General features: G+C 62.2%; 15 protein-coding genes and 1 pseudogene. 8 read left to right on the top strand and 8 right to left on the bottom strand.

Translation table 11 applies throughout. The features are described 5' to 3' along the window. Positions 1 to 2 precede the first annotated feature (2 nt). Genes FXB38_RS17910 through FXB38_RS17895 form a run of 4 tightly spaced genes read left to right on the top strand, consistent with a single transcriptional unit; the run spans position 3 to position 3,721 of the window. Positions 3 to 497 (top strand): type II 3-dehydroquinate dehydratase, encoded by a 495-nt coding sequence (locus FXB38_RS17910; protein ID WP_148752220.1) that lies wholly within the window; start codon positions 3 to 5, stop codon positions 495 to 497. A gap of 14 nt (positions 498 to 511) precedes the next feature. Further along, positions 512 to 1,168 carry a hypothetical protein gene (locus FXB38_RS17905; protein WP_148752219.1) on the top strand — a complete coding sequence of 219 codons (657 nt, stop codon included), beginning with the start codon at positions 512 to 514 and terminating at the stop codon, positions 1,166 to 1,168. Next, complete coding sequence (locus tag FXB38_RS17900) at positions 1,168 to 1,986, top strand: sugar phosphate isomerase/epimerase family protein (protein WP_148752217.1); 819 nt, start codon at positions 1,168 to 1,170, stop codon at positions 1,984 to 1,986. Before FXB38_RS17905 ends, FXB38_RS17900 begins: the two co-directional genes overlap by 1 nt. Positions 1,987 to 2,002: 16 nt before the next feature. After that, positions 2,003 to 3,721, top strand: a complete 1,719-nt coding sequence (locus FXB38_RS17895; RefSeq protein WP_148752215.1) for an FAD-dependent oxidoreductase — start codon at positions 2,003 to 2,005, stop codon at positions 3,719 to 3,721. A 63-nt stretch (positions 3,722 to 3,784) separates the two neighbouring features. Here FXB38_RS17895 and FXB38_RS17890 read toward each other — a convergent pair whose 3' ends face one another. Beyond that, positions 3,785 to 4,984: a M24 family metallopeptidase gene (locus tag FXB38_RS17890; RefSeq protein WP_148752214.1), complete on the bottom strand. Its 1,200-nt coding sequence runs from the start codon at positions 4,982 to 4,984 to the stop codon at positions 3,785 to 3,787. Between the two features lie 269 nt (positions 4,985 to 5,253). Here FXB38_RS17890 and FXB38_RS17885 point away from each other — a divergent pair, with 269 nt between their 5' ends. After that, the gene (locus FXB38_RS17885) at positions 5,254 to 6,762 is read left to right on the top strand and encodes a glucan biosynthesis protein G (protein ID WP_430640178.1); all 1,509 of its coding nucleotides are present in this window, start codon (positions 5,254 to 5,256) and stop codon (positions 6,760 to 6,762) included. Further along, on the top strand, positions 6,750 to 8,870 hold the full coding sequence (mdoH, locus tag FXB38_RS17880; protein ID WP_148752212.1) for a glucans biosynthesis glucosyltransferase MdoH: 2,121 nt from the start codon (positions 6,750 to 6,752) through the stop codon (positions 8,868 to 8,870). The genes FXB38_RS17885 and mdoH overlap by 13 nt, the downstream gene beginning before the upstream one ends. A gap of 1,620 nt (positions 8,871 to 10,490) precedes the next feature. Here mdoH and FXB38_RS17875 read toward each other — a convergent pair. The 7 genes and pseudogenes from FXB38_RS17875 to fixL all read right to left on the bottom strand — a co-directional run bounded on the left by FXB38_RS17875 (position 10,491) and on the right by fixL (position 18,126). After that, positions 10,491 to 11,390, bottom strand: a complete 900-nt coding sequence (locus FXB38_RS17875) for a YncE family protein (RefSeq protein ID WP_148752210.1) — start codon at positions 11,388 to 11,390, stop codon at positions 10,491 to 10,493. A gap of 928 nt (positions 11,391 to 12,318) precedes the next feature. Beyond that, positions 12,319 to 12,690, bottom strand: coding sequence for a PilZ domain-containing protein (locus FXB38_RS17870; protein ID WP_148752209.1), 372 nt, complete (start codon positions 12,688 to 12,690; stop codon positions 12,319 to 12,321). A gap of 559 nt (positions 12,691 to 13,249) precedes the next feature. Beyond that, positions 13,250 to 14,606: pseudogene (hemN, locus tag FXB38_RS17865) on the bottom strand (oxygen-independent coproporphyrinogen III oxidase). Positions 14,607 to 14,723: 117 nt separating this feature from the next. Then, entirely contained in the window at positions 14,724 to 15,422 is a 699-nt protein-coding gene (locus FXB38_RS17860) for a helix-turn-helix domain-containing protein (RefSeq protein ID WP_187434956.1), read from the bottom strand. Between the two features lie 103 nt (positions 15,423 to 15,525). Beyond that, positions 15,526 to 15,945, bottom strand: a complete 420-nt coding sequence (locus FXB38_RS17855; RefSeq protein ID WP_148752205.1) for a response regulator — start codon at positions 15,943 to 15,945, stop codon at positions 15,526 to 15,528. 43 nt (positions 15,946 to 15,988) lie between these two features. Further along, on the bottom strand, positions 15,989 to 16,606 hold the full coding sequence (gene fixJ, locus FXB38_RS17850; RefSeq protein ID WP_148752203.1) for a response regulator FixJ: 618 nt from the start codon (positions 16,604 to 16,606) through the stop codon (positions 15,989 to 15,991). Further along, positions 16,603 to 18,126, bottom strand: a complete 1,524-nt coding sequence (gene fixL, locus FXB38_RS17845) for a sensor protein FixL (protein WP_148752201.1) — start codon at positions 18,124 to 18,126, stop codon at positions 16,603 to 16,605. The genes fixJ and fixL overlap by 4 nt, the downstream gene beginning before the upstream one ends. 204 nt (positions 18,127 to 18,330) lie before the next feature. Between fixL and FXB38_RS17840 the strand changes: the two genes are divergently transcribed. Together FXB38_RS17840 and FXB38_RS17835 are read left to right on the top strand one after the other, a co-directional pair. Next, on the top strand, positions 18,331 to 19,170 hold the full coding sequence (locus FXB38_RS17840) for a universal stress protein (RefSeq protein WP_148752200.1): 840 nt from the start codon (positions 18,331 to 18,333) through the stop codon (positions 19,168 to 19,170). Between the two features lie 36 nt (positions 19,171 to 19,206). Next, positions 19,207 to 19,632 (top strand): CBS domain-containing protein, encoded by a 426-nt coding sequence (locus tag FXB38_RS17835; protein WP_148752198.1) that lies wholly within the window; start codon positions 19,207 to 19,209, stop codon positions 19,630 to 19,632. Positions 19,633 to 19,647: the final 15 nt, after the last annotated feature.

Raw genomic sequence — 19,647 nt, 5'->3', positions numbered from 1 at the left:
CAATGGCCGCGAAAATCATGATCCTCAATGGGCCCAATCTCAATTTCCTCGGCATCCGGGAGCCGCATATCTACGGCCGGACGACGCTGCAGGAGATCGAGGCGAGCTGCCAGGCGCTGGCCGACCTGCTCGGCGCCTCGATCTCGTTCCACCAGTCCAACATGGAGGGCGAGCTCGTCGGCCTGATCCAGTCCGCTCATGGCAAGGCGGATGCGATCATCATCAACCCGGCCGGCTATTCCTTCACCTCGATCGCGCTGATCGATGCGCTGAAGATTTTTGAGGGCGTGAAGATCGAGTTGCATATCTCCAACATCCACGCGCGCGACGAGCTTCACCGCCATTCGATCACATCGGGCGCCTGCGCGGCCGTCATTTGCGGGCTGGGCCCATACGGCTATCTCGCCGCGATGCTCGCGGCCGTCCAAAAGCTCGGACAATTGCCTGCAACAATCCCGCCGGCTCTGCACGGGCTTGCGGCTGCGGGTCAGGCGTAAGCCAGGAGAACGCAATGCGCGGATCGGGATTTCTCGCCATCTGGAGCGACGTCGCGGCGCAGGACCTGACCGATTACCGGCACTGGCTGACGCGCGAGCACACCACTGAGCGGGTCACGACCAGGGGTTTCCTGGCATCGCGCGTCTTCCGCGCGATGCGGGACGACGTCAATCGCTTCTTCATCCTGTACGAGCTGGAAACGCCCGAGGTCCTCGATGGCGAAGCCTATCTGGCGCGCCTCAACGCACCGACGCCGTGGTCGCAGCGCATCATGCCCAAGCTCGACAATTTCATCCGGGGCGGCGGCACCATGGTGGCGCGGGCAGGGCGCGGCGAGGGGGCCACGATCACTGCGCTACGGATCGAGAAGCTGCCCGGGAATCCGCAAAAGTTGGCCGAGGCGCTCGTTGCATGCGACGGGGTCGCGGCCGTGCAGATCGGCGCGAGCGACGAGGCACGGACATCGGTGCCGACCACTGAGAAGGGCATGCGCAAGGAGGAGGGGTTCTTCTCAGGCCTTCTGTTGATCGAGGCGCTCGACCTGACCTCGCTGCAGGCCACCTTGCAGCAGGCGCGCACGATTGCGCCTGACGTTCTCGGCCGGGCGAGCGAGCCGGAGGTCTATCAAGGCATGTTCGCGCTCGACGCCCGCATCGCGGATTTCGGCTGATGGCAAGTTTCTCGCTCGCCGCCCTGACCGTGCTGGAGCTTGCGCCGCCCGAGATGATCGAGCTGGCGGCCCGCTGCGGCTACGAGACAGTCGGGCTGAGGCTGCTGCCGGCAACGCCGGGCGGAATTGCTTATCGCCTGATGGACGATGCACCGCTGCTGCGGGAGACGCTGGCGCGGCTGCAGTCGACGGGCGTGACCGTCGCCGATCTCGAAGTCGTTGCGTTCCGGCCGGAGACGGACGTTGCGTCCTTCACACCCTTCTTCGAGGCGGGTGCGCGCCTCGGCGCCAAGCATATCCTCGTTGCCGCCTACGATCCGGATCTGGCACGGTTTTCGGATCGCTACCGGCAGTTTTGCGAAGCGGCCGCAACGTATGGACTGACGTCCGATCTCGAATTCATGCCCTGGACCAGTGTTCCCGACCTCAAGGCCGCGATGCGGATCGTCGGCGATGTCGATCATCCCGCTGCCGGCATTCTGGTCGATGCGCTGCATTTCGATCGATCGCAGAGCTCCCTTGTCGATCTCCGCACCATCCCGGCGCGTCGGCTTCACTATTGGCAACTCTGCGACGGCCCGGCCGAACGTCCGGCCACGACGGAGCAGCTCATCCATGCCGCGCGTGAGGAGCGCATGTTTCCGGGCGAGGGTGCCATCGATCTTATTGGACTGACGAAGGCGATGCCGGACGACCTCACAATCAGCATTGAAGTCCCGACCGTTCAACTGGCGAAGACCGTTGATGCCGAAACGCGAGCGCGCCGGGCGCTCGCGGCGGGCAAGTCCGTGGTCGAGAGGGCGCGCGCGAATTCCTGAAGGAAGGGTGCTCCGGATGCCGCAAGGCGATCGCTGCTTTGCCGTTGAGACCGATCTGCTGGTCATAGGCGCCGGTGCCGCCGGCATGACGGCCGCGTTGGTCGGTGCCCTCGAAGGGCTCGATGTCATTCTTTGCGAAAAGTCGGACATGGTGGGCGGCACGACCGCGACTTCCGCCGGTACCGTCTGGATCCCGGGCAATCGGCAGGGACAACGCGCAGGCACCCATGACACGATCGAGGCTGCGCGCACCTATCTCGCCGCGATGCTCGGCGCGCACGCGACAGACGAACGCCTGGACACATTCCTGAAAGTTGGCCCGATCGTTCTCGACTATCTCGAGCAGAAGACGAGCGTGCAGTTCGCCGCACCGCCGGTCCATCCCGATTACAAGAACCTGCCGGGCGCCGCGATCGGCGGTCGAGCGCTCGGTGCGGTGCCGTTCGATGGTCGCAAGCTCGGCAGCGACTTTGCCCGCATCGGGCCGCCCCGCCGGGAGTTCATGGCTCTCGGCGGCATGATGATCGGGAAGGCGGACATTTCGCCTTTGCTGGCACCCTTCCGCAACTGGACGAATTTTCGACACGTCGTCGGCCTTCTCACGCGCCATGCGCTGGATCGAATCCACCACAGGCGCGGAACGCGACTGCTCATGGGCAATGCCCTTGTTGCCAGACTATTTGACAGCGTCCGTCGCGCCGGCGTCGGCTTGCGATTTGAGACAGCACTTCACGAGATCATCTGCGAAGGCGACGCCATCGTCGGTGCCGCCTTGTCGTCTCCGGGCGGAGAGGTGGCTATACGTGCTCGCAAAGGCGTGGTGCTGGCGACAGGCGGTGTCGGCTGGAGCCGTGACCTTCGTGAGCGGCTGTTCCCGGACGCCGCACGGCGCTTTTCGCTTGCGCCATCATCCAACACCGGAGACGGCATCCTCGCGGCCGAGCGTGTCAACGCCGTGATCGAGCGCGACCTCGAAAGCCCGGCCTTGTGGATGCCGAGCTCGGTGATGGCGCAGGCCGATGGCCATGTCTCGGTCTTCCCGCACATCATGCTGGATCGGGCCAAGCCGGGGCTGCTAGCCGTGAACAAATCCGGCCGCCGCTTCGTGAATGAAGCCGATTCCTACCACGACTTCGTCGCAGCGATGCTGCGCTCGAACGCGTCGGAAGCGTCAGCTACGCCGGCCTTCCTGATTTGCGACCGCAGCTTCATCAGGGATTTTGGCCTCGGGCTGGTTCACCCCGGGACCAGGAATTTGAGTGGCTTCCTCGATGCCGGATATCTGATGGAAGGCGAAACCATCGAGGCGTTGGCCCGCAAGATCGGCGTGGATGCCGATCACCTTGTGCAGACGGTCGAGCGATACAACGACTTTGCAGAAACCGGGATCGACGAAGACTTCGGCCGAGGCTCCAGCGAACTGAACCGGTTCAATGGCGATCCCAGGGGCAAACCGAATCCTTGTCTGCGGCGGATCGGGCCAGGACCGTACTATGCGGTGGCCGTCTGGCCGTCAGACCTTGCCAGCAGTGCCGGCCTGCGCACGGATTCATGCGGGCGGGTCTCGTCTCGAGATGGGAAGATCATATCCGGCCTTTACGCGGTCGGCACCGATGCATCCTCGATCTTCCGCGGCACTTACCCGGGACCTGGCACAATGATCGGCCCCGCGATCGTATTCGGCTGGTGCGCCGCGATGGATGCTGCGGGAACGCTACGCAGGTTTCTCGCCTGAAGCGTGGCTCCAAATCTTAGGGTCGCCCGCGACACTTCACAAAAAGTCGGGCTGAGAAATTCGTCAGCGCGGTAGGCTGCCCCCGAGATTCCACCCGCGGCCACCCTCGCCGAAAATCTCGTAACCCGTCGCCGTCACCACGACCGTGTCCTCGAGCTTGATGAAGCCGCGCTTCGGATGCTTCATGGTGGTCTCGATCGACACCACCATGCCGGGCTCGAGCGGCAGCCGGGCATCGGTGTCGTCGTAGGGCACCGGACCCGTGGCTGTCAGGTGAGGGGCCTCGTGGCTGACGAGGCCCATGCCGTGGGCCAGGAAATCGGTGCAGCCGCGCTGGCTGATTCGGGCGAGCTGCCGCTCGGCCGCGACGTAGATATCGCCGCCCATGGTGCCCGGCTGGACCGCGGCGAAGGCCGCGCGCTGCACCGCCTCGATCTCGGCGAGATAATCCTTGAGCTCAGTGTCGGGCTCGCCGAGCACGGCCATGCGCGCGAGATCGCCGATATAGCCGTGATAATTGCCGCCGGAGTCGAGCGACAGCACATCGCCTTGCTCCCAGCGCTGCGACGACGGCGCCCGGTTGTGGCTGCTGCCGCAGGCGAGCAGGCAGTACTCGAAGGTCAGCCCGCGGTTGGCTTCGGCGACGCGCAACGCGTCCGACAATTGCTGCTTGGTGGTGCCCGGGCCGTGCTTGCCAATCACCTCCAGCATCGATGCGATCACGAGCTCCGAGGCTGTCTTGAGCTGCCTCAGCTCATCCGCCGACTTCACCGCCCGCAGCCGCTCCAGCACCAGCAGCGCGTCCTTGAGCTCGGCGCCGGGCAGGGCGTCGGCCAGCGCCTTCCCTGCGTCCATCGGCAGGAACGCCATCTCGACGCCGACCCGCTTCAGCGGCACGCCGGCATCCCGGATCAGCGCCACGGCGCGCGTGATCGCGTCGACCGAGCCGTTGGACTCCGTGCGGACCTGCGGCACCCAGGGCGGCGCGACGGCGCGCTGATGGGTCTCCAGCCGGTGGCCGATATAGACAGCCTTGTCAGGCGCGCCCTTGGGATAAACCAGCACCGGCAGATAGCGGCTGACGCCCATGGCATCCATGTAGTCGAAGAAGATCGCGCGCTCGGCGCCAAGCAGGTACTGCACATTGTGCTTGGAGGTCGCGATCAGGACGTCGAGCCCTGCGGCCTCCATGAGACGATCGAGCTTGGCGGCATCGAATGGAATGGCGCGCGAGCTGCCGGCGCGGGCGACGTTCTCCTGCATGACGAACCTCCGTTTCTCGTTGTCGGCCGGTTTGAACGGCCTGTTCTCCCTACGAGATATTGATTGTAGGTCGAAGGCAAGGGTTTGGGCATCGTGAATTCAGCCGGCCTGGCGAGATCCCAACGCATTCCGGCTTTGGACCGGCGAACGTGCACCCAGGCGACATCTGGACCTTGATCGCCGCCGGCGCGCCGATTCGGCGGTGTCGGTGGAACTTGAACACGTCGAGACGGTTGCCTTGGCGGTCCGGAACCGAACGGGAAGAACAATTGAACCGCCGCCACTTCTTGGAAGCCTCGGCATTGATGCCATTGGCGACATCTCTACCGGGTGCATTCCCTGCGGCATTGGCGGAGGAGGTCCCGTTCGGGACCTCCTATGTGCGCGACCTAGCCCGCAATATGGCGAGTAAGCCGTTTGAGGCACCGGAGGAAAAGCTCCCGGACGGGATCAAGGATCTCGACTACGATCAGTATCGGTCAATTCGCTTCCTGCCGGAGCGGGCGCTTTGGCGCAGCGAGAAACTGCCCTTCGAGATCCAGTTTTTCCACCGCGGTTTTTTCTACAAGAACAAGGTCGACTTTTACGAGGTCTCTGGTGGACGAGCCGCGCCGATCCGGTACCGGCGCGACGATTTTGCGTTCGGCGACAAGATCGGCCCGGTGCCGGATGTCGATCTCGGATTTGCCGGCTTTCGCATTCACGCCCCGATCAACCGGGCCGACTACCATGATGAGGTTTGCGTTTTTCTCGGCGCCAGCTACTTCCGCGCCGTTGCCAAAGGCGAGACCTACGGGCTGTCCGCGCGCGGTCTTGCGATCGACACCGGCGAAGCCAAGGGAGAGGAGTTTCCCTTCTTCAAGGCCTTCTGGCTGGAGAAGCCCGCATCGGGTGCCACATCCATCGTGGTTCACGCGCTGCTCGACAGCAAGAGCGCAACCGCAAGCTACCGATTCACGATCAGGCCTGGCGCAAGCACCGTCTTTGACGTCGAGATGACGCTCTATCCGCGGGTCGAACTGCAACATGCTGGACTTGCGCCGACGACGAGCATGTTCTTTTTCGGTCCGAACGATCGGCAGAATGTCGATGACTTCCGCCCCGCGGTGCATGACTCCGACGGCCTTGCGATATTCAACGGAAAGGGCGAGCAGCTCTGGCGTCCACTCAACAATCCTCGCGACCTGCAGGCCGGCACGTTCAATGATCTCAACCCTCGCGGCTTTGGCCTGATGCAGCGAGAGAAGAACTTTTTTGCTTACGAGGACATCGAATCGCGCTTTGAGCGTCGGCCAAGCCTCTGGGTCGAACCGATAGGAGATTGGGGCGAGGGCAGCGTGGTCCTTTTCGAGATCCCGACCAAGGAGGAAATTCACGACAACATCGCTGCGTTCTGGCGTCCGAAAGCGGCCATTCCCGCCAAAAGCGAGAACAATTACACCTATCGGCTGCACTGGGGTCCAGATGCGCCGAAACCGAATTCGCTGGCCCGATTTACCCGCACCGGCGTTGGCACGCGGGGCGAGGGCAGCAAGCTGTTCGTGCTCGAACTTGCCGGCGACAGGCTGAAAGAGGTCGATCCTGACAGGGTGAAGGGCGCCGTCAGCGCGGACAAATCCGAGATCAGCAATGTCGTCACACAGCCAAATCCAGAAACCGGCGGCTGGCGCCTGAGTTTTCAGTGCATCGTCAAGAATGCACCCATCGAGTTGAGGGCGGTCTTGATGCAGGGCGATCAACCAATATCCGAAGTATGGATTTATCGATGGGCGCCCTGACGACTTCGCCTGCGCTCGGGTCTGACCTGAGCGTTCGGTATCTCCCGGATGAAACGCCTCTCCCGATGCCGCCATGTCGATTGGACGGGAGCACCGACGCAAAGCTGGCGCGACAGCGGGCCAGCGGAGCGGTTGCAGCGCGGCGCCTGTTCATTTTTGGCGGAACGATCGCGCTTACCGCTGGGGGCGCCGTTGAGATGTACGATGTTCTCAAAGTTGGCGGCGTCACGGTGCTCGAAGGGATTGTGCTCGCGTTATTCCTCGTGCTGCTCGCCTGGATCGCGTTTTCATTCATGTCTTCACTGGCGGGCTTCTTTGTGCTGCTGCGACGTCGACAGGATGTGCTGCCAATCGACAGCCACGATCCGCTGCCGGCGATCACCGGCCGAACGGCCATGCTGTTGCCGACTTATAACGAGGATCCCCATCATCTCACGGCCCGGCTCCGCGCCATGCACGAGTCGATCGGCGAGACCGGACATGCCGCGTTGTTCGATTGGTTTCTTCTCAGTGACACGACGGACCCGGACATCTGGATCAGTGAGGAGCTTGCATTTGCGGAACTGCAGCGGAGCTGTGGTTCCGGCCGTCTCTACTATCGGCACCGATCCGACAACACCGCTCGGAAGTCCGGCAACATCGCCGAATGGGTGAGGCGCTTCGGCGGCGCTTACGACTGCATGATCATTCTCGACGCGGACAGCCTGATGAGCGGAGATACCATCGTTCGGCTGGTGCACGCGATGGAGGCAAACCCACAAGCCGCACTGATTCAGACGCTTCCCATCGTCGTAAATGCGCGCACCCTGTTTAGCCGGCTTCAGCAGTTCTCCAGCCGTCTGTACGGCCCGTTGATCGCTGCCGGAAACGCCTGGTGGCACGTCTCCGAGGGCAACTATTGGGGACACAATGCCATCATCCGGACAAAGGCTTTCGCGCAGGAGGCGGGCTTACCCGAACTGCGCGGGAGGAAGCCGTTCGGTGGGCACATCCTTAGTCACGATTTTGTCGAAGCGGCACTGATGCGACGGGCCGGGTGGGGGATCTTCATGGCCCCCGCTCTGGGCGGCAGCTTCGAGGAGGTGCCGCCGTCATTGCTGGATTTTGCCGCAAGAGACCGCCGCTGGTGTCAGGGCAATCTCCAGCATCTCGCCGTTCTGCCGGCCCGCGGTTTGCACTGGATATCCAGGCTTCACCTGTTGACCGGGATCGGCTCTTACCTGACCGCTCCGCTGTGGCTGCTGTTTCTATTGCTCGGAATTCTCATCTCTCTGCAGGCCTATTTCGTCAAGCCAGAATACTTTCCCAAAGGTTTTGCGTTGTTTCCGACGTGGCCCGCACAAGATCCCGTGCTTGCCGCCTGGGTCTTTGCAGCGACCATGGGGCTCCTCATTCTGCCGAAGCTATTGGCATATCTTGTTCTGCTCACGAAGCGTGCGGAACGGCAGGCCTTTGGTGGCGGATTTCGTGTCCTGGCAGCTGTCATCGCCGAGAGCCTGCTTGCAGCCCTGATCGCTCCGTCCATGATGATCTTTCAATCGACTGCCGTGGCGGAGATCCTGCTCGGGCGTGATGCCGGCTGGCAGGTGCAACGGCGAGGCGACGGCGGGATCAGGCGCGAGGAGGTCTATCGCAAATTCGCCGTCCCGAGTTTGTGCGGGATGGCGATGGCGGCAAGTGCCTACGCCGTTTCGCTGCCGCTGCTCCTCTGGATGTCGCCGGTGATCATTGGGCTCGCTCTTGCCATTCCGATCGGACTCGTCACGTCGGCACCAACGAGAATGGCGCGCCTGTTTGCGACGCCGGAGGATAATCTCTCGCCGACAGTGCTGAAGCGGGCGAGCGAGCTTGCCTGCTTGCCCCGGATCGAGATTCCCGGAGCCCTGTTGGCGCTCTGGCAAAACCGTGGGCTGTTGAGAGCGCATATGGAGTCACTGGAGCCGCCGCCGCGCAAATCGCGATGGATCGACGTGGACCTTGCGATTGCCCGCGCCAAGATTGAGCAGAGCGACAGTTTCGAAGAGGTCGTAGCCAGCCTCAGCGCGCGGGAGAGATTTGCCTTGCTGAAGCACCGGGTCGCCCTTGAGCAGGTCATGAAACTGCAGTGAGCTGCTGCGCGGCGCGCCATTTTGCGGTTCAAGTCAGCCGGTGCCTGGAGGTTCAGCCTTTTGCCGGGGCGGGCGCGACTTCACTTGACATCCACTTGGGCATTTGTAGCGCTCACCTGAAATCTGCACTGACCCAAAATGTTAGTCGTTGATTCTATTGAGGAAAGCACGAAAAAAAGATCCATGGATTCCTTCGCTTGTTCAGCAGAAATTGGCACCAGGCTGGCGTTCTTCATTCGAATATTGCATTGCCCGAGTTCCGCTTGGCGACGCCGAAAAATTGATAGCTCTCCTCTTCCCGAACGACCTGCTGATGTGACAGCCGCCTGAACGCTTTCAACTAGCCGTCTCAGCCGCCGGCGGGGCCGGAGCGAATGCTTGGCCCAAGAGCCCGTCGGATTGACGCGATCCGGCGACCGCGCCCAGACCTGCCGGCTCCAGCGTCTTCATCTGAAATTCATCGCGGGTTGCGAAGTCGTTGCCGGAGAGAAATTCGTCGAAAGGCTCAACGGCGCATTGAGATCGCGGTGGAGGTAATGCCGCTAGTCGTCGAATCCATAAAGCCTCGCGGCGAACTCGATGCATGCGGCGTACTTGAGGTCAATCGCGAGACAATCGAGGATCTTCTGCAGTCGCTTTGCCGTCCGTTTCACGCGGTGTTCTGGTATTGTGATGATCATCGGTCTTTCCTCCGTTGCTCATCGAAACTTGCGGCCGAAAGCTGTCGCTCCCAACCTCTCGGTTGCGCGCGTCAAGAGAATATCATGCAAGAGCGGAGTGCCCGCTCGCACCATAGCATCGATAATCTGAGCGGCGGAACGGCGCTGGGGCTTCTCACTCGGGACGATAGGGCAGGCCGAATTCTGCAGAATCTCGATCAGCGTATCGTCGAAGGAACGTGGCCACCGGTGCAGAGAAACTATTCCCATGGCCGCATTCCGGCAGGTTGGTAGGATAGACTTTCCGATCGAGAGCTCGACGATATACGCCAACCATTCCATAGCGCGGCATGAAGTGATGTCGTCGGCGTCATCGAATGGCTCAGGAAGTGTAGGTCCGGCGCCAACCAAAAAGGCATGCAATCTACGCGCCGCCTCTAGTCTTTCTGCCGAAAGGCACTTAGGCGAGCTTTCCCGCATGTCGAATTGGCAAACGCTGCACGTGTAGACCCGATTCATGTTCGTCCACGTGAGTCGGGAATGACAGCACGGGCAACAGTCGACCAGCACTTCGCCAGTTGATGGATCGCAATCTAAAGGAACGAGTTGCCATGCCAGCCGATGAAAGGGGTCATCTCCATCACTAACTAGGGCTCCGGGAGCGAGCCGGCGTACGTCGATGCTTACCCAGTCCGCGGGGACTTGCCGCTGGTAAATATGAAATCCGCATTCCGTTGGTTCGATACTACGTCCTTTCATTTCAATACTGTCGAATCCGCCAAGCTTAGAAAGGCGATCTATCGCAGTTGGGTTGGTGGGCAATGATGCCAAGCTGGAATGCTTTAGCCCGAGCCGCAGAAGCTCGTCGGTGCTGACCAATGCGAACGGGGCCAACCGAATGGCAATCGATTGGATTGACTCATCGGCGCGCGGGACGACCGACTTTAGGAGCTGCTGTGGCTCAGGCACGGATCCGGCTCCCTGCCTGAGACCCCCTTGAAGGCTTCTTTGTCTTGGGCGTGTCCTCTGGATCTTCCTCTTCTTCGCCCCTAGTGAGAGGGATGGTCGGAATCGATTTGAGATCGGCTACACGGAAGGGATTGACGCCCATCATGAGATCGTCGTGGCTGTAAATGTAATCGAACCCGCTGATAAAATCGGACAGTTCCAAGGTTGTGGGCACAGCGCCCCTTGCGCGTTTAAACGCCTCGCAAGTGGCAGATTCGACTAGGTTTGCCGGATTGAACGCGCTTAGTTGCGTGGTTGGCCCCGTCACGGTTTTCGGATCGATCACGAGGACGCCACCGTGGCAGGTGATCGGTCCAGAAACCTGCCCGTAATTGCATCCGGTCGGGTTGTTGGCGATGATCGGTATCGAGGTGAAGAAGCGCTTCGTCGTCGGGTCCCAGGCCGGCTGCTCAAGCGACAGCCCAGCGCCCGCGGGTATGATCGCCTGATCAACAATGATCCTGGCGATTTTGCTGACGCTGTTCTTGGCGGCGTTCCCATTTGCCGCGAACAGCGTTGCGAAGGGGGGATCCTCGGCGTTATTGGCAGCGAGCAGCAGCTTGCCGTTCGATGTCAGGGCCATTTCGTCCACCCGCGTGGATCCGCCGGTCGGAATGCTGGCCACGGCCGTCGAAGCCCCATCGAGATCAAATACTTTGAGGCTGCTGTCGCCGTCGCCCGCGTAGAGCCAGCGGCCGTGGCTCACGACGCCGTCCGGCCCCGAAATGTTGTTGTTGACGGTGCCGTTGGGATTGTGGACAGCCCCCTTGAAGCCGGGGAGCAGCCGCTTCCACGTGAGGGTCCGGGTATCGATGACCTCGACCCCGGCATTGGAGCGATCCGCGAAATACATTTCGGCGCGCTTCGGATTGACCCAACTGATGTCGAACGACTGCAGCGGGTTTCCCGGGATCTAAATCGCCGTCAGACATTTCGTCTCGGTAGTGGTCGGCGCCCCCGGACCGGTGCATGGCGCGGCGAACGAGCTCGTAGACACAACCGCCCATAGCCCGGCTGCCGCAGAGGCATAAAGATAGGCCCGCAAATTTCTAGACATGTTAACCCTCCCATAGTGAGTTAATTGCCATTGCGTGCCCCCGAGCCCGAGTGGACAATACTACCAATGACGATATGCGCACAATGGTACGCGCTCTGAGCGAGCAATCGGAAGAGACGTCCGAGGGAGAATTCGAGCGCGCTACCGCAAGTCTTCCGCTTCGACAGGCGGTTGGAGCGGGGAGTTGAACCTACGCTGGTCGAACGTCTGGTCAGTTTCTAAAGCGCGATGAGATTGGGATGAATCATCATCGCGCTCCAGGTAGTTGTTTTGAGAATGATCTTTTCGGAAAACCGCTGCGCACTTTTCCGGATCAGACCTTCATCGACGCTCCCATCGTCCATCCAAGGCCATGCCGCTCGCCGCAGCGCCCTACCGCGCGAGCGGTTTAGTCCTGTGGCCCATCGCTTCCGCTGGCGCGGTGCAACTATCTGTCGGTTGATAGTGAAAAGCGGAAGGTTTGGCGTGAGCGCCAGAGCGACGCTTTTGGGCCTTTTCCGACCTGACAGGCCAGATTGACGATGTCCGTAAGTCCAGACGGAGAGTCGGGAGGCGGAAATCCTGTGGGAATAGCGTCGCCATGCTGGGGTTCTCGCGGTCCGTACTATTTCTTGTGTATCTGTTGGATAGCGCGTCAAACCTGCGTGCAGCCCAAGCTGGCCCGCGATAGCTCGTCATCGCGGCTGTCACGAGACGCTTATCCATTCGATGCAAGACTATCAGATCAACGCAAATCAGAAGGGAGAACGCACACGTCGCCAGCGCGCTGCGCCGGCAGGAGTGCATTGGGCACATTAAGCTCAATGATGCTTGCACTCTCCGGCTTTGGTGAGCGGCGGCGCACAACGAACACCACGCCCGAAAGGGTTGCCCGCCTCCATACTACTCGACAGGCAAGCATGTTGTGAAAGCCGCTGAACAACAGATCAAACTCGCTTGCGAATATGTAATAGGGCGCCGAAAGGCAAGCGCCAAAGGCATTGATGTCGCGCACCACACACGGATGCACCCCCGTAATTCCATCGAAGGAAAGCAATGCCGGTGCATTGATGACCTCGCGCGGCAGAGCGCGACGTTCCATTGACCTTTCAATCATGGCGAGAACTCCTCAAAAGCTTCTTTGCTTCAATTGCCGGTCCCGCCGAACCTCGCAATACGAGATAACCTCGCACCGGTGCGCCAAACAAGCAGCACCGCTGTCTAATTAGAGTTGGATCGAATTTTCCGGTTAACCCGGAGAAGGGATGGTTCAACAAGCTCAGCTCTATGCGCGAAAAGGAGTAGATCGACGCTGAGCAAGGCGAATGAATTGAGAAGCACTTTTGGCAGCTGTTGATGCTGTGGACGGCTCCTCCACCGGCGCGAGAGCGCCAAGGAGTGGGCGCCATTTTGAGCCTCCCACGATTCGGAGGAGCAACCTATGCAGTCAATTTCGACAATCGGTCTGGATATCGCGAAGTCGGTCTTCCAAGTGCACGGCGTTGATGCAGCCGGCCAAGTGGTTAACGATGAGCGGCAGAAGCACCACCCCCGAGTTGGCGTCGGCCGTGAAGAGTCCGGCACGAAGACCTAAGCGGTCGATAGATGCGTCCGGGCCGCACCGATTGGACGCCGTGCGTCCAAGGGGTAGCACCTCATTCGGCGGCTGAGGAGCGTTATACTGCGCGGCTGTGGGTCGCGGCGGAGCGCGTCAGATGAGCATCGAATGCGGACGCCACGCTCCTGACCAGAAATTCCGCGCCCTCCCTGACGAAGAGTCGCTCGTCGCCTTCCATTGTCACTGCTCCACCCGCGATGAGGCCTTCTAGTCGGGACCGGTCGATGATCGCCGTCTTCGGATCCCGGCCATGGGACCGAGCGATCTTCGACAGATCCACGGCCATATCGCACATGACCCGCTCGATGAGATCGGCCCGGAAGCGATCGTCCGCGGTGAATGAGTAGCCTTTGACGGTGGCGAGTCGGTCGTCGGCGATGCGCGCGAGGTAATCGCGCGTCGCCACGACATTCTGCACGAAACCTTGCGGCATCCGGCCGACCGCGCTTGCGCCAAGCCCGATGATTGTTTCCGCGGTGTCGTCCGTGTAGCCTTGGAAATTCCGGCGCAGCCGCCCGTCGTGCTTCGCCGCGGCGAGACTGTCGTTGGGCAGGGCAAAGTGGTCGAAGCCTATGCGCACGTAGCCGGCGCCAACGAGCGCCTCTGCGATCGTTTCGGATCGCAGGTGCCGCTCGATGCTGGCGGGAAGAGCGTCTTCGTCGATCTTCCGCTGATGCTTCTTGAACGACGGAACGTGGGCGTAGCCGAACACCGAGAAGCGATCCGGACGGAGTTCAATGCACTTGACGACAGTGTCCAGGCACGATTGTACCGTTTGAAGCGGCAGACCGTAGAGAAGATCGAAGTTAAGCCGGCTGACCCCGGAACGCCTCAGTTGCTCGACACCCTTAGCGGTCTGCTCGAAGCTCTGCAGACGGTTGATGGCGCGCTGCACAGCCGGATCGAAACTCTGGACGCCGAGACTGGCGCGGGTGACTCCGCTGCAGCCCAGGGCCTCGGCCATTGCCTCCGTCAGGGTGCGCGGATCGATCTCCACGGCGAGTTCAGCGTCGGGCAGCACGAAGTAGGAGTAGCGGAGCGCACCCACGAGATCCGCAAAAGGTCTCGGGCGTCATGATTGTCGGTGTGCCGCCGCCGAAATGGATATGGGAGATCGGCAGGCGCCGACCGATGGTTTCGGCGACGAGATGGGCCTCAGTGCGCAGCCCCGAGGTGTAGACGGCAATCGGATCGTCCTTCTTCGTGACCGAGGTGTGGCAGCCGCAGTACCAGCACATCGACCGGCAGAACGGAATGTGTAGATAGATCGAGGCCGGCTGCCGGGACGACAGCGTCTTCAGCCAGCTTCGGTAGTCGCCTTCACTGATCCCAGGCGAGAAATGCGGTGCGGTCGGGTAGCTCGTGTAGCGGGGAAGCCTGTCCAGGCCGTACGAATGCGCCAGATCCAGTCTCACGTATCGCTCCTGCGCTTATCTAAGCGACAGTTCGCAACCCTGACCTTCATCGGGCTGCCCCGCGGGGAGGGCGCGCTCGGGGATACCTCTGAGGAGTGCGCCAGCAGCGAAGAGCGATCAGGAGTCGAGATTATGCAGGCGCTGGCGGTTGCGCAGCACGATGTGGCGAGCGCCGGAGAAGCCGAGAATGCCTTGGGCGTGAAGCTGGGATAGTGCGCGCGACACGGTCTCGAGCGTGAGGCCGAGATAGTCGCCGATGTCGCGGCGGCACATTGGCAGTGCCATCATGCCGGCTACGGCGAGGCGGCGGTCCATTTCGAGCAGGAAGGTCGCGACGCGCTCCATCGCGGTCTTACGGCCCAGCAGCAGCATGTGGTCTTCGGCGTGGCGAAGTTCGCCTGCGGTGATCGCCCAGAGCTTGCGGGCGACCTGCACGTCGGTGCCGGCGGCCTTTTCGAGGCTCGCACGCTTCACGAGGCGGACGGTGGTGTCGATAATGGCTTCGGCGGCGAGGCGGTGGGCGGGGACCGACTCGAGGCCGAACGCGTCGCCGGGAAGATGGAAGGCGCCGATCTGCCGGCGACCGTCCGAGAGGAGCTTATAGCTGCGGACCGCGCCAGTGACGACCTGATAGACGTATTCGGCCGGCTCGTCCTCCCCGTAGATTTCTTCGTCCTTGCGGTAGGAAAACTCGGTGGCGAGAAGGCCGACGTGGCCGGTGATCGCGCCAAACTGGTCGGTGAGAGAATGGGCAGGAGCAATCTGGCCGCCGATCCGGGTGTTCATCGTCTTGGTGTTGAGTGTCTGGGTCAGCATCTGCGTCATCTCCGTTGTGATGACGCATTGCTACGCGGGGTTGAGCAGCCTGAAAATTTCGAGCGATATCTTAGGGAGGTGCCCTTACGTAGAATCCCGTAAGTCAGTTTCCGCGCCGGTCCTGGATAGCGCGGCGGATGCGCTTGACCAGGTTTTCATCCAGAAGCGGCTTCAAAATCACGTCTTTCACGCCCGCCGCTGCCGCCCGGGCAGAGATATTGCGGTCGGGATCGCCGGTGATCAGGATCATCGGGGCGTCGCCGTCGGTTTGGCGCAAGCGGTCGGCGAGCTCGATGCCGTTGATATCGGGCATCTTGTAATCGATCACGTAGCAATCCGGGCCGGGCAGGCTCGTCGCGTTGAGCAGCGCGGTGGCGTTCCGGAAGGTCCGCACCGCAAAGCCATCCGTTTCCAGCAGGAAGCGCAGCGAACCCAGCACGGCCTCATCGTCGTCGACCACGTAGACGATAGGCTGTGCGGATGATGCCATTGGCCGCCGTTGGTGCGAGACGATCTCGATCATTCCGATCGCGTAGCACGGACGGGGCGAGCCGTTTTGACTTCCCTCAATCCTTCAGCATGCCGGCGCGCATCGCCAGCCGGACCAGTTCCGACAGGCTGCCCGCCTGCATCTTGGTCATGACATTGGCGCGGTACACCTCGATGGTGCGCGGGCTGATGTCGTAGTCGCGGGCGATCAGCTTGTTGGAGAGGCCCGCGACCAGGCCTTCCATGACCTGCCGCTCCCTTGGGCTCAGGGAGCCGACGCGAGCGGCGATGTCCTGGGCGATGGCGTCGCTCCTGGCCGCAGGCCCGGCTTGACGGATCGCGGTCTCGATCATGGCGGTGAGACGGTCGTCCTCGAACGGCTTTTCGAGGAAATCGACGGCGCCGAGCTTCATTGCCTCGACCGCGAGCGGCACGTCCCCATGGCCGGTCATGATCAGGATCGGGAAGGGCGAGTGCTGTGCCTTCATCCGTTTCAACAGCTCGATGCCGTCGAGGCCCGGCATCCTGATGTCCGAGACGACGCAGCCGAAGGCGAGGCGGGGCAAGGCGTCGACGAAGCTTTGCGCGTTGTCGAATAGCGTGACGCCAAAACCTGCAGAATCCAGCAGGAAGTTGAGCGAGTCCCGCATCGCCTCGTCGTCATCGATGACGTAGACATGTCCCTTGGTCGTCATTGCTCAGTCTCATCGGCTGCCGGTAAAGTGAAGCGGAATGTCGCGCCGCCCGATGCGTTGCTCTCGGCCACCATGCGGCCGCCGTGAGCTTCGATGATCGAGCGACTGATCGACAATCCCACGCCCATGCCAGTCTCCTTGGTGGTGAAGAAGGTCTGAAACAGGTTTGGAATGACGTCTTCCCGGAAGCCGGAGCCGGTGTCCGACACCTCGACCTCGATCACGTCGTCGGTGACGCGCCTGTTGGTGACGATCAGCTCGCGCCGCGGCGACTGCGCCATCGCTTCCAGCGCGTTGCGGTACAGATTGACCAGAACCTGCTGGATCTGCACCCGGTCGGCGAGGACGAGGTCGGCGCCGGGATCGAGATTGAAGCGGAGCTGCACGTTCTGCTCGCGCGCGCCGGCAAGGCCGAGCGCGCCTGCCTCCTCGATCAGCTTCGACAGGCTCTCGACCCGCTTCTCGGATTCGCCGCGGGAGACGAAGTCGCGCAGGCGCCGGATGATCTGGCCGGCGCGCAGCGCCTGTTCCGAGGCACGGTCCAGCGCGGTTTCGATCTTCGCCGTGTTGGGATCGGTGCTGCCGGCGAGCAGCCGCCGCGATCCCTTCATATAGTTGCTGATCGCCGCCAGCGGCTGGTTGATCTCGTGGGCAAGCGCAGAGGCCATCTCGCCCATCGCCGTCAGCCGGGACACATGGACGAGCTCCGACTGCAACTCCTGCAGCCTCGCCTGGGTCTTCTGATGCTCGGTGAGGTCGCGAACGAAGCCGGTGAAATAGGGCTTGCCATCGGACTGCATCTCGCCGATCGAGAGATGCATCGGGAACGTGGTGCCGTCGCGGCGCTTGCCTGTCACGATGCGGCCGATGCCGATGATGTGCGGATCGTTGGTCGAGCGATAGCGCGCAATGTAGCTGTCGTGGCGGGTGCGGTCCGGCTCCGGCATCAGGATGCTGACGTTCCGGCCGATCGCCTCCTGCTCGGACCAGCCGAACAGGCGTTCGGCCGCCGTGCTGAACAGCTGCATGACGCCGCTTCCGTCGATGACGATCATGGCGTCGGGAATGGTGTGCAGGATGGAGCGGAGGTGGGTCTCGCGTGTGCGCAGGGTTTCCTCGACCTGTTTCTCCTCGTCGACATCGAGGAAGATGCCGCTGAGGTGGCGGGCAACGCCGGCATCATCCCTGATGAGGCCGGCACGAGCCCGGATCCATTTGCCCCGGTCGGACGTCCCGGCAATTCTGAAAGAGACGTCGAAGCCGCCGCCGCGTTCGGAGACCTGTTTGATCGCGGTCTCGACGCGCGCGCGGTCGTCGGGCTCGAGACGCGACAGGAAGAGATCGTAGCTCGCAGGCCTGCCGCGCTCGATACCGAGCAGCATCCGCGCGGTTTCCGACCATTCCAGCTCGCGCGTCGTGAGGTCGAGATCCCACGTGCCGACGCCGAACCCCTCGATCCGGACCCGGAAATGCTGGCCGCGATGATCGTCTGGCGGATGCGTGACCCGGGTCGGCGCCAAGCGGTTGCTCCCATTCTGCGCCGCGGGCGAAGCGCCGCGACGTGTCGGCAATTTCGCCCAAGGACGCCTCGGAGGCAAGTTCCGATGTCTGATTCTGTTGGTGGATTTCCCGCGGCACGGCGAGGGCGATTTGATCTAGCTCATCCTGCCGGATCGCCGCGGGGCTACAATTTTGGTCAAAGCACGCTGCCGCGGAGACGCCCGATGACATACGCCACCGTGATGGTCAGCCTCGCGCTGAATCAGCCCAACAATGCGCGCCTTCAGGTTGCGGGCGAACTCGCCGAACGGTACGAGGCCGCACTCGTCGGGGTCGCCGCAGCGAAGTTCGCGCCGCCGATTTATTTCACCGATGGCGCTGCGGCCCAACGCCTGATCGATCAGGAGGAGGCCGCTGTCAAGAGGTGTCTTGCTGATCTGGAGGCGGAATTCCACGCTGCGACTGCGACCAGGACCCGCGGTGGGCGCGCGGAATGGCGCAGCGCCACAGATTTTCCCGCGCGATTCGTCCTGGCGCAGGCGCGCTGCGCCGACATCGTGGTCAGTGGCGGGCAGAGTCCGGCCTTCTCAGATGCGTTTTCGCTGGTAAGCCCGAAGGATCTGGTGATGCAGGCCGGCCGACCCCTTCTGGTCGTGCCTGACCGGATCACCTGGCTCGATCTGCGCGACGTTCTCGTAGCCTGGAAGGACACGCCCGAGGCGCGCCGCGCCGTGGCCGATGCGTTGCCGATGCTACGAAAGGCGAGGGATGTCACCATCGTTGAAATTCCGGAGGACGATGACGACCGTTCGGCCGTGGTGGCGCGGGTCGGCGACGTTGCCGCCTGGCTCGCCCGCCATGGCGTCACCGCGACCGCGCGGGTCTCGGGAGCGGGTGGAGCCGAAACTGCCGCCCAACGATTGGAGAAGGTTGCCGACGACGTCGCGGCCGGGCTGATCGTCGCCGGCGCCTACGGCCATTCGCGCTTCCGCGAGCTGATCCTCGGCGGCGTCACGCAATATCTAGTCACGCAAACCGCCCGCTGTGCGCTGCTGTCGCACTGACGCCTCGAACACAAGACGAATCGATGAGGACGCGCCGTGTACAAATTCCTTGAGCAGACCGTCGACCGCTACATGACACGCAACGTCAAAACGGTGCAGCGCGGCCTCGACATGCTCGTGCTCAGCGAGATGTTCGAGCAGGACGATTTCAACTCCTATCCGGTCGAGGACGACGGGCAGGTCGTCGGCATCGTCACGAAGTTCGATATCTTGAAGTGCTTCGCCTTCACGCCGAGCCAGATGCTGCCGCGCTATCACGACCTGATGAGCCGCAAGGTTGGCGACGTCATGACACCTGAGTTCATTTATGTCAGTCCCGACACGCGCCTGACGCGCGTGCTCCAGATCATGGTCGAGCACCGGATCCGGAGCATCATCGTGCTCGACAGGACCCAAAAGCTGGTCGGAATCGTCGCGCGCGAGGACGTCATCACGGCGCTGAAGGCGACCGCGAGCGGGTGAGTGTCTCAAGCTAAG

Origin of the sequence: Bradyrhizobium cytisi (assembly GCF_008123515.1) — a bacterium.
GTDB lineage: Bacteria > Pseudomonadota > Alphaproteobacteria > Rhizobiales > Xanthobacteraceae > Bradyrhizobium > Bradyrhizobium cytisi.
Note: the sequence above shows the minus strand (reverse complement) of the source record. Positions and strands in the feature narration are given on the sequence as shown.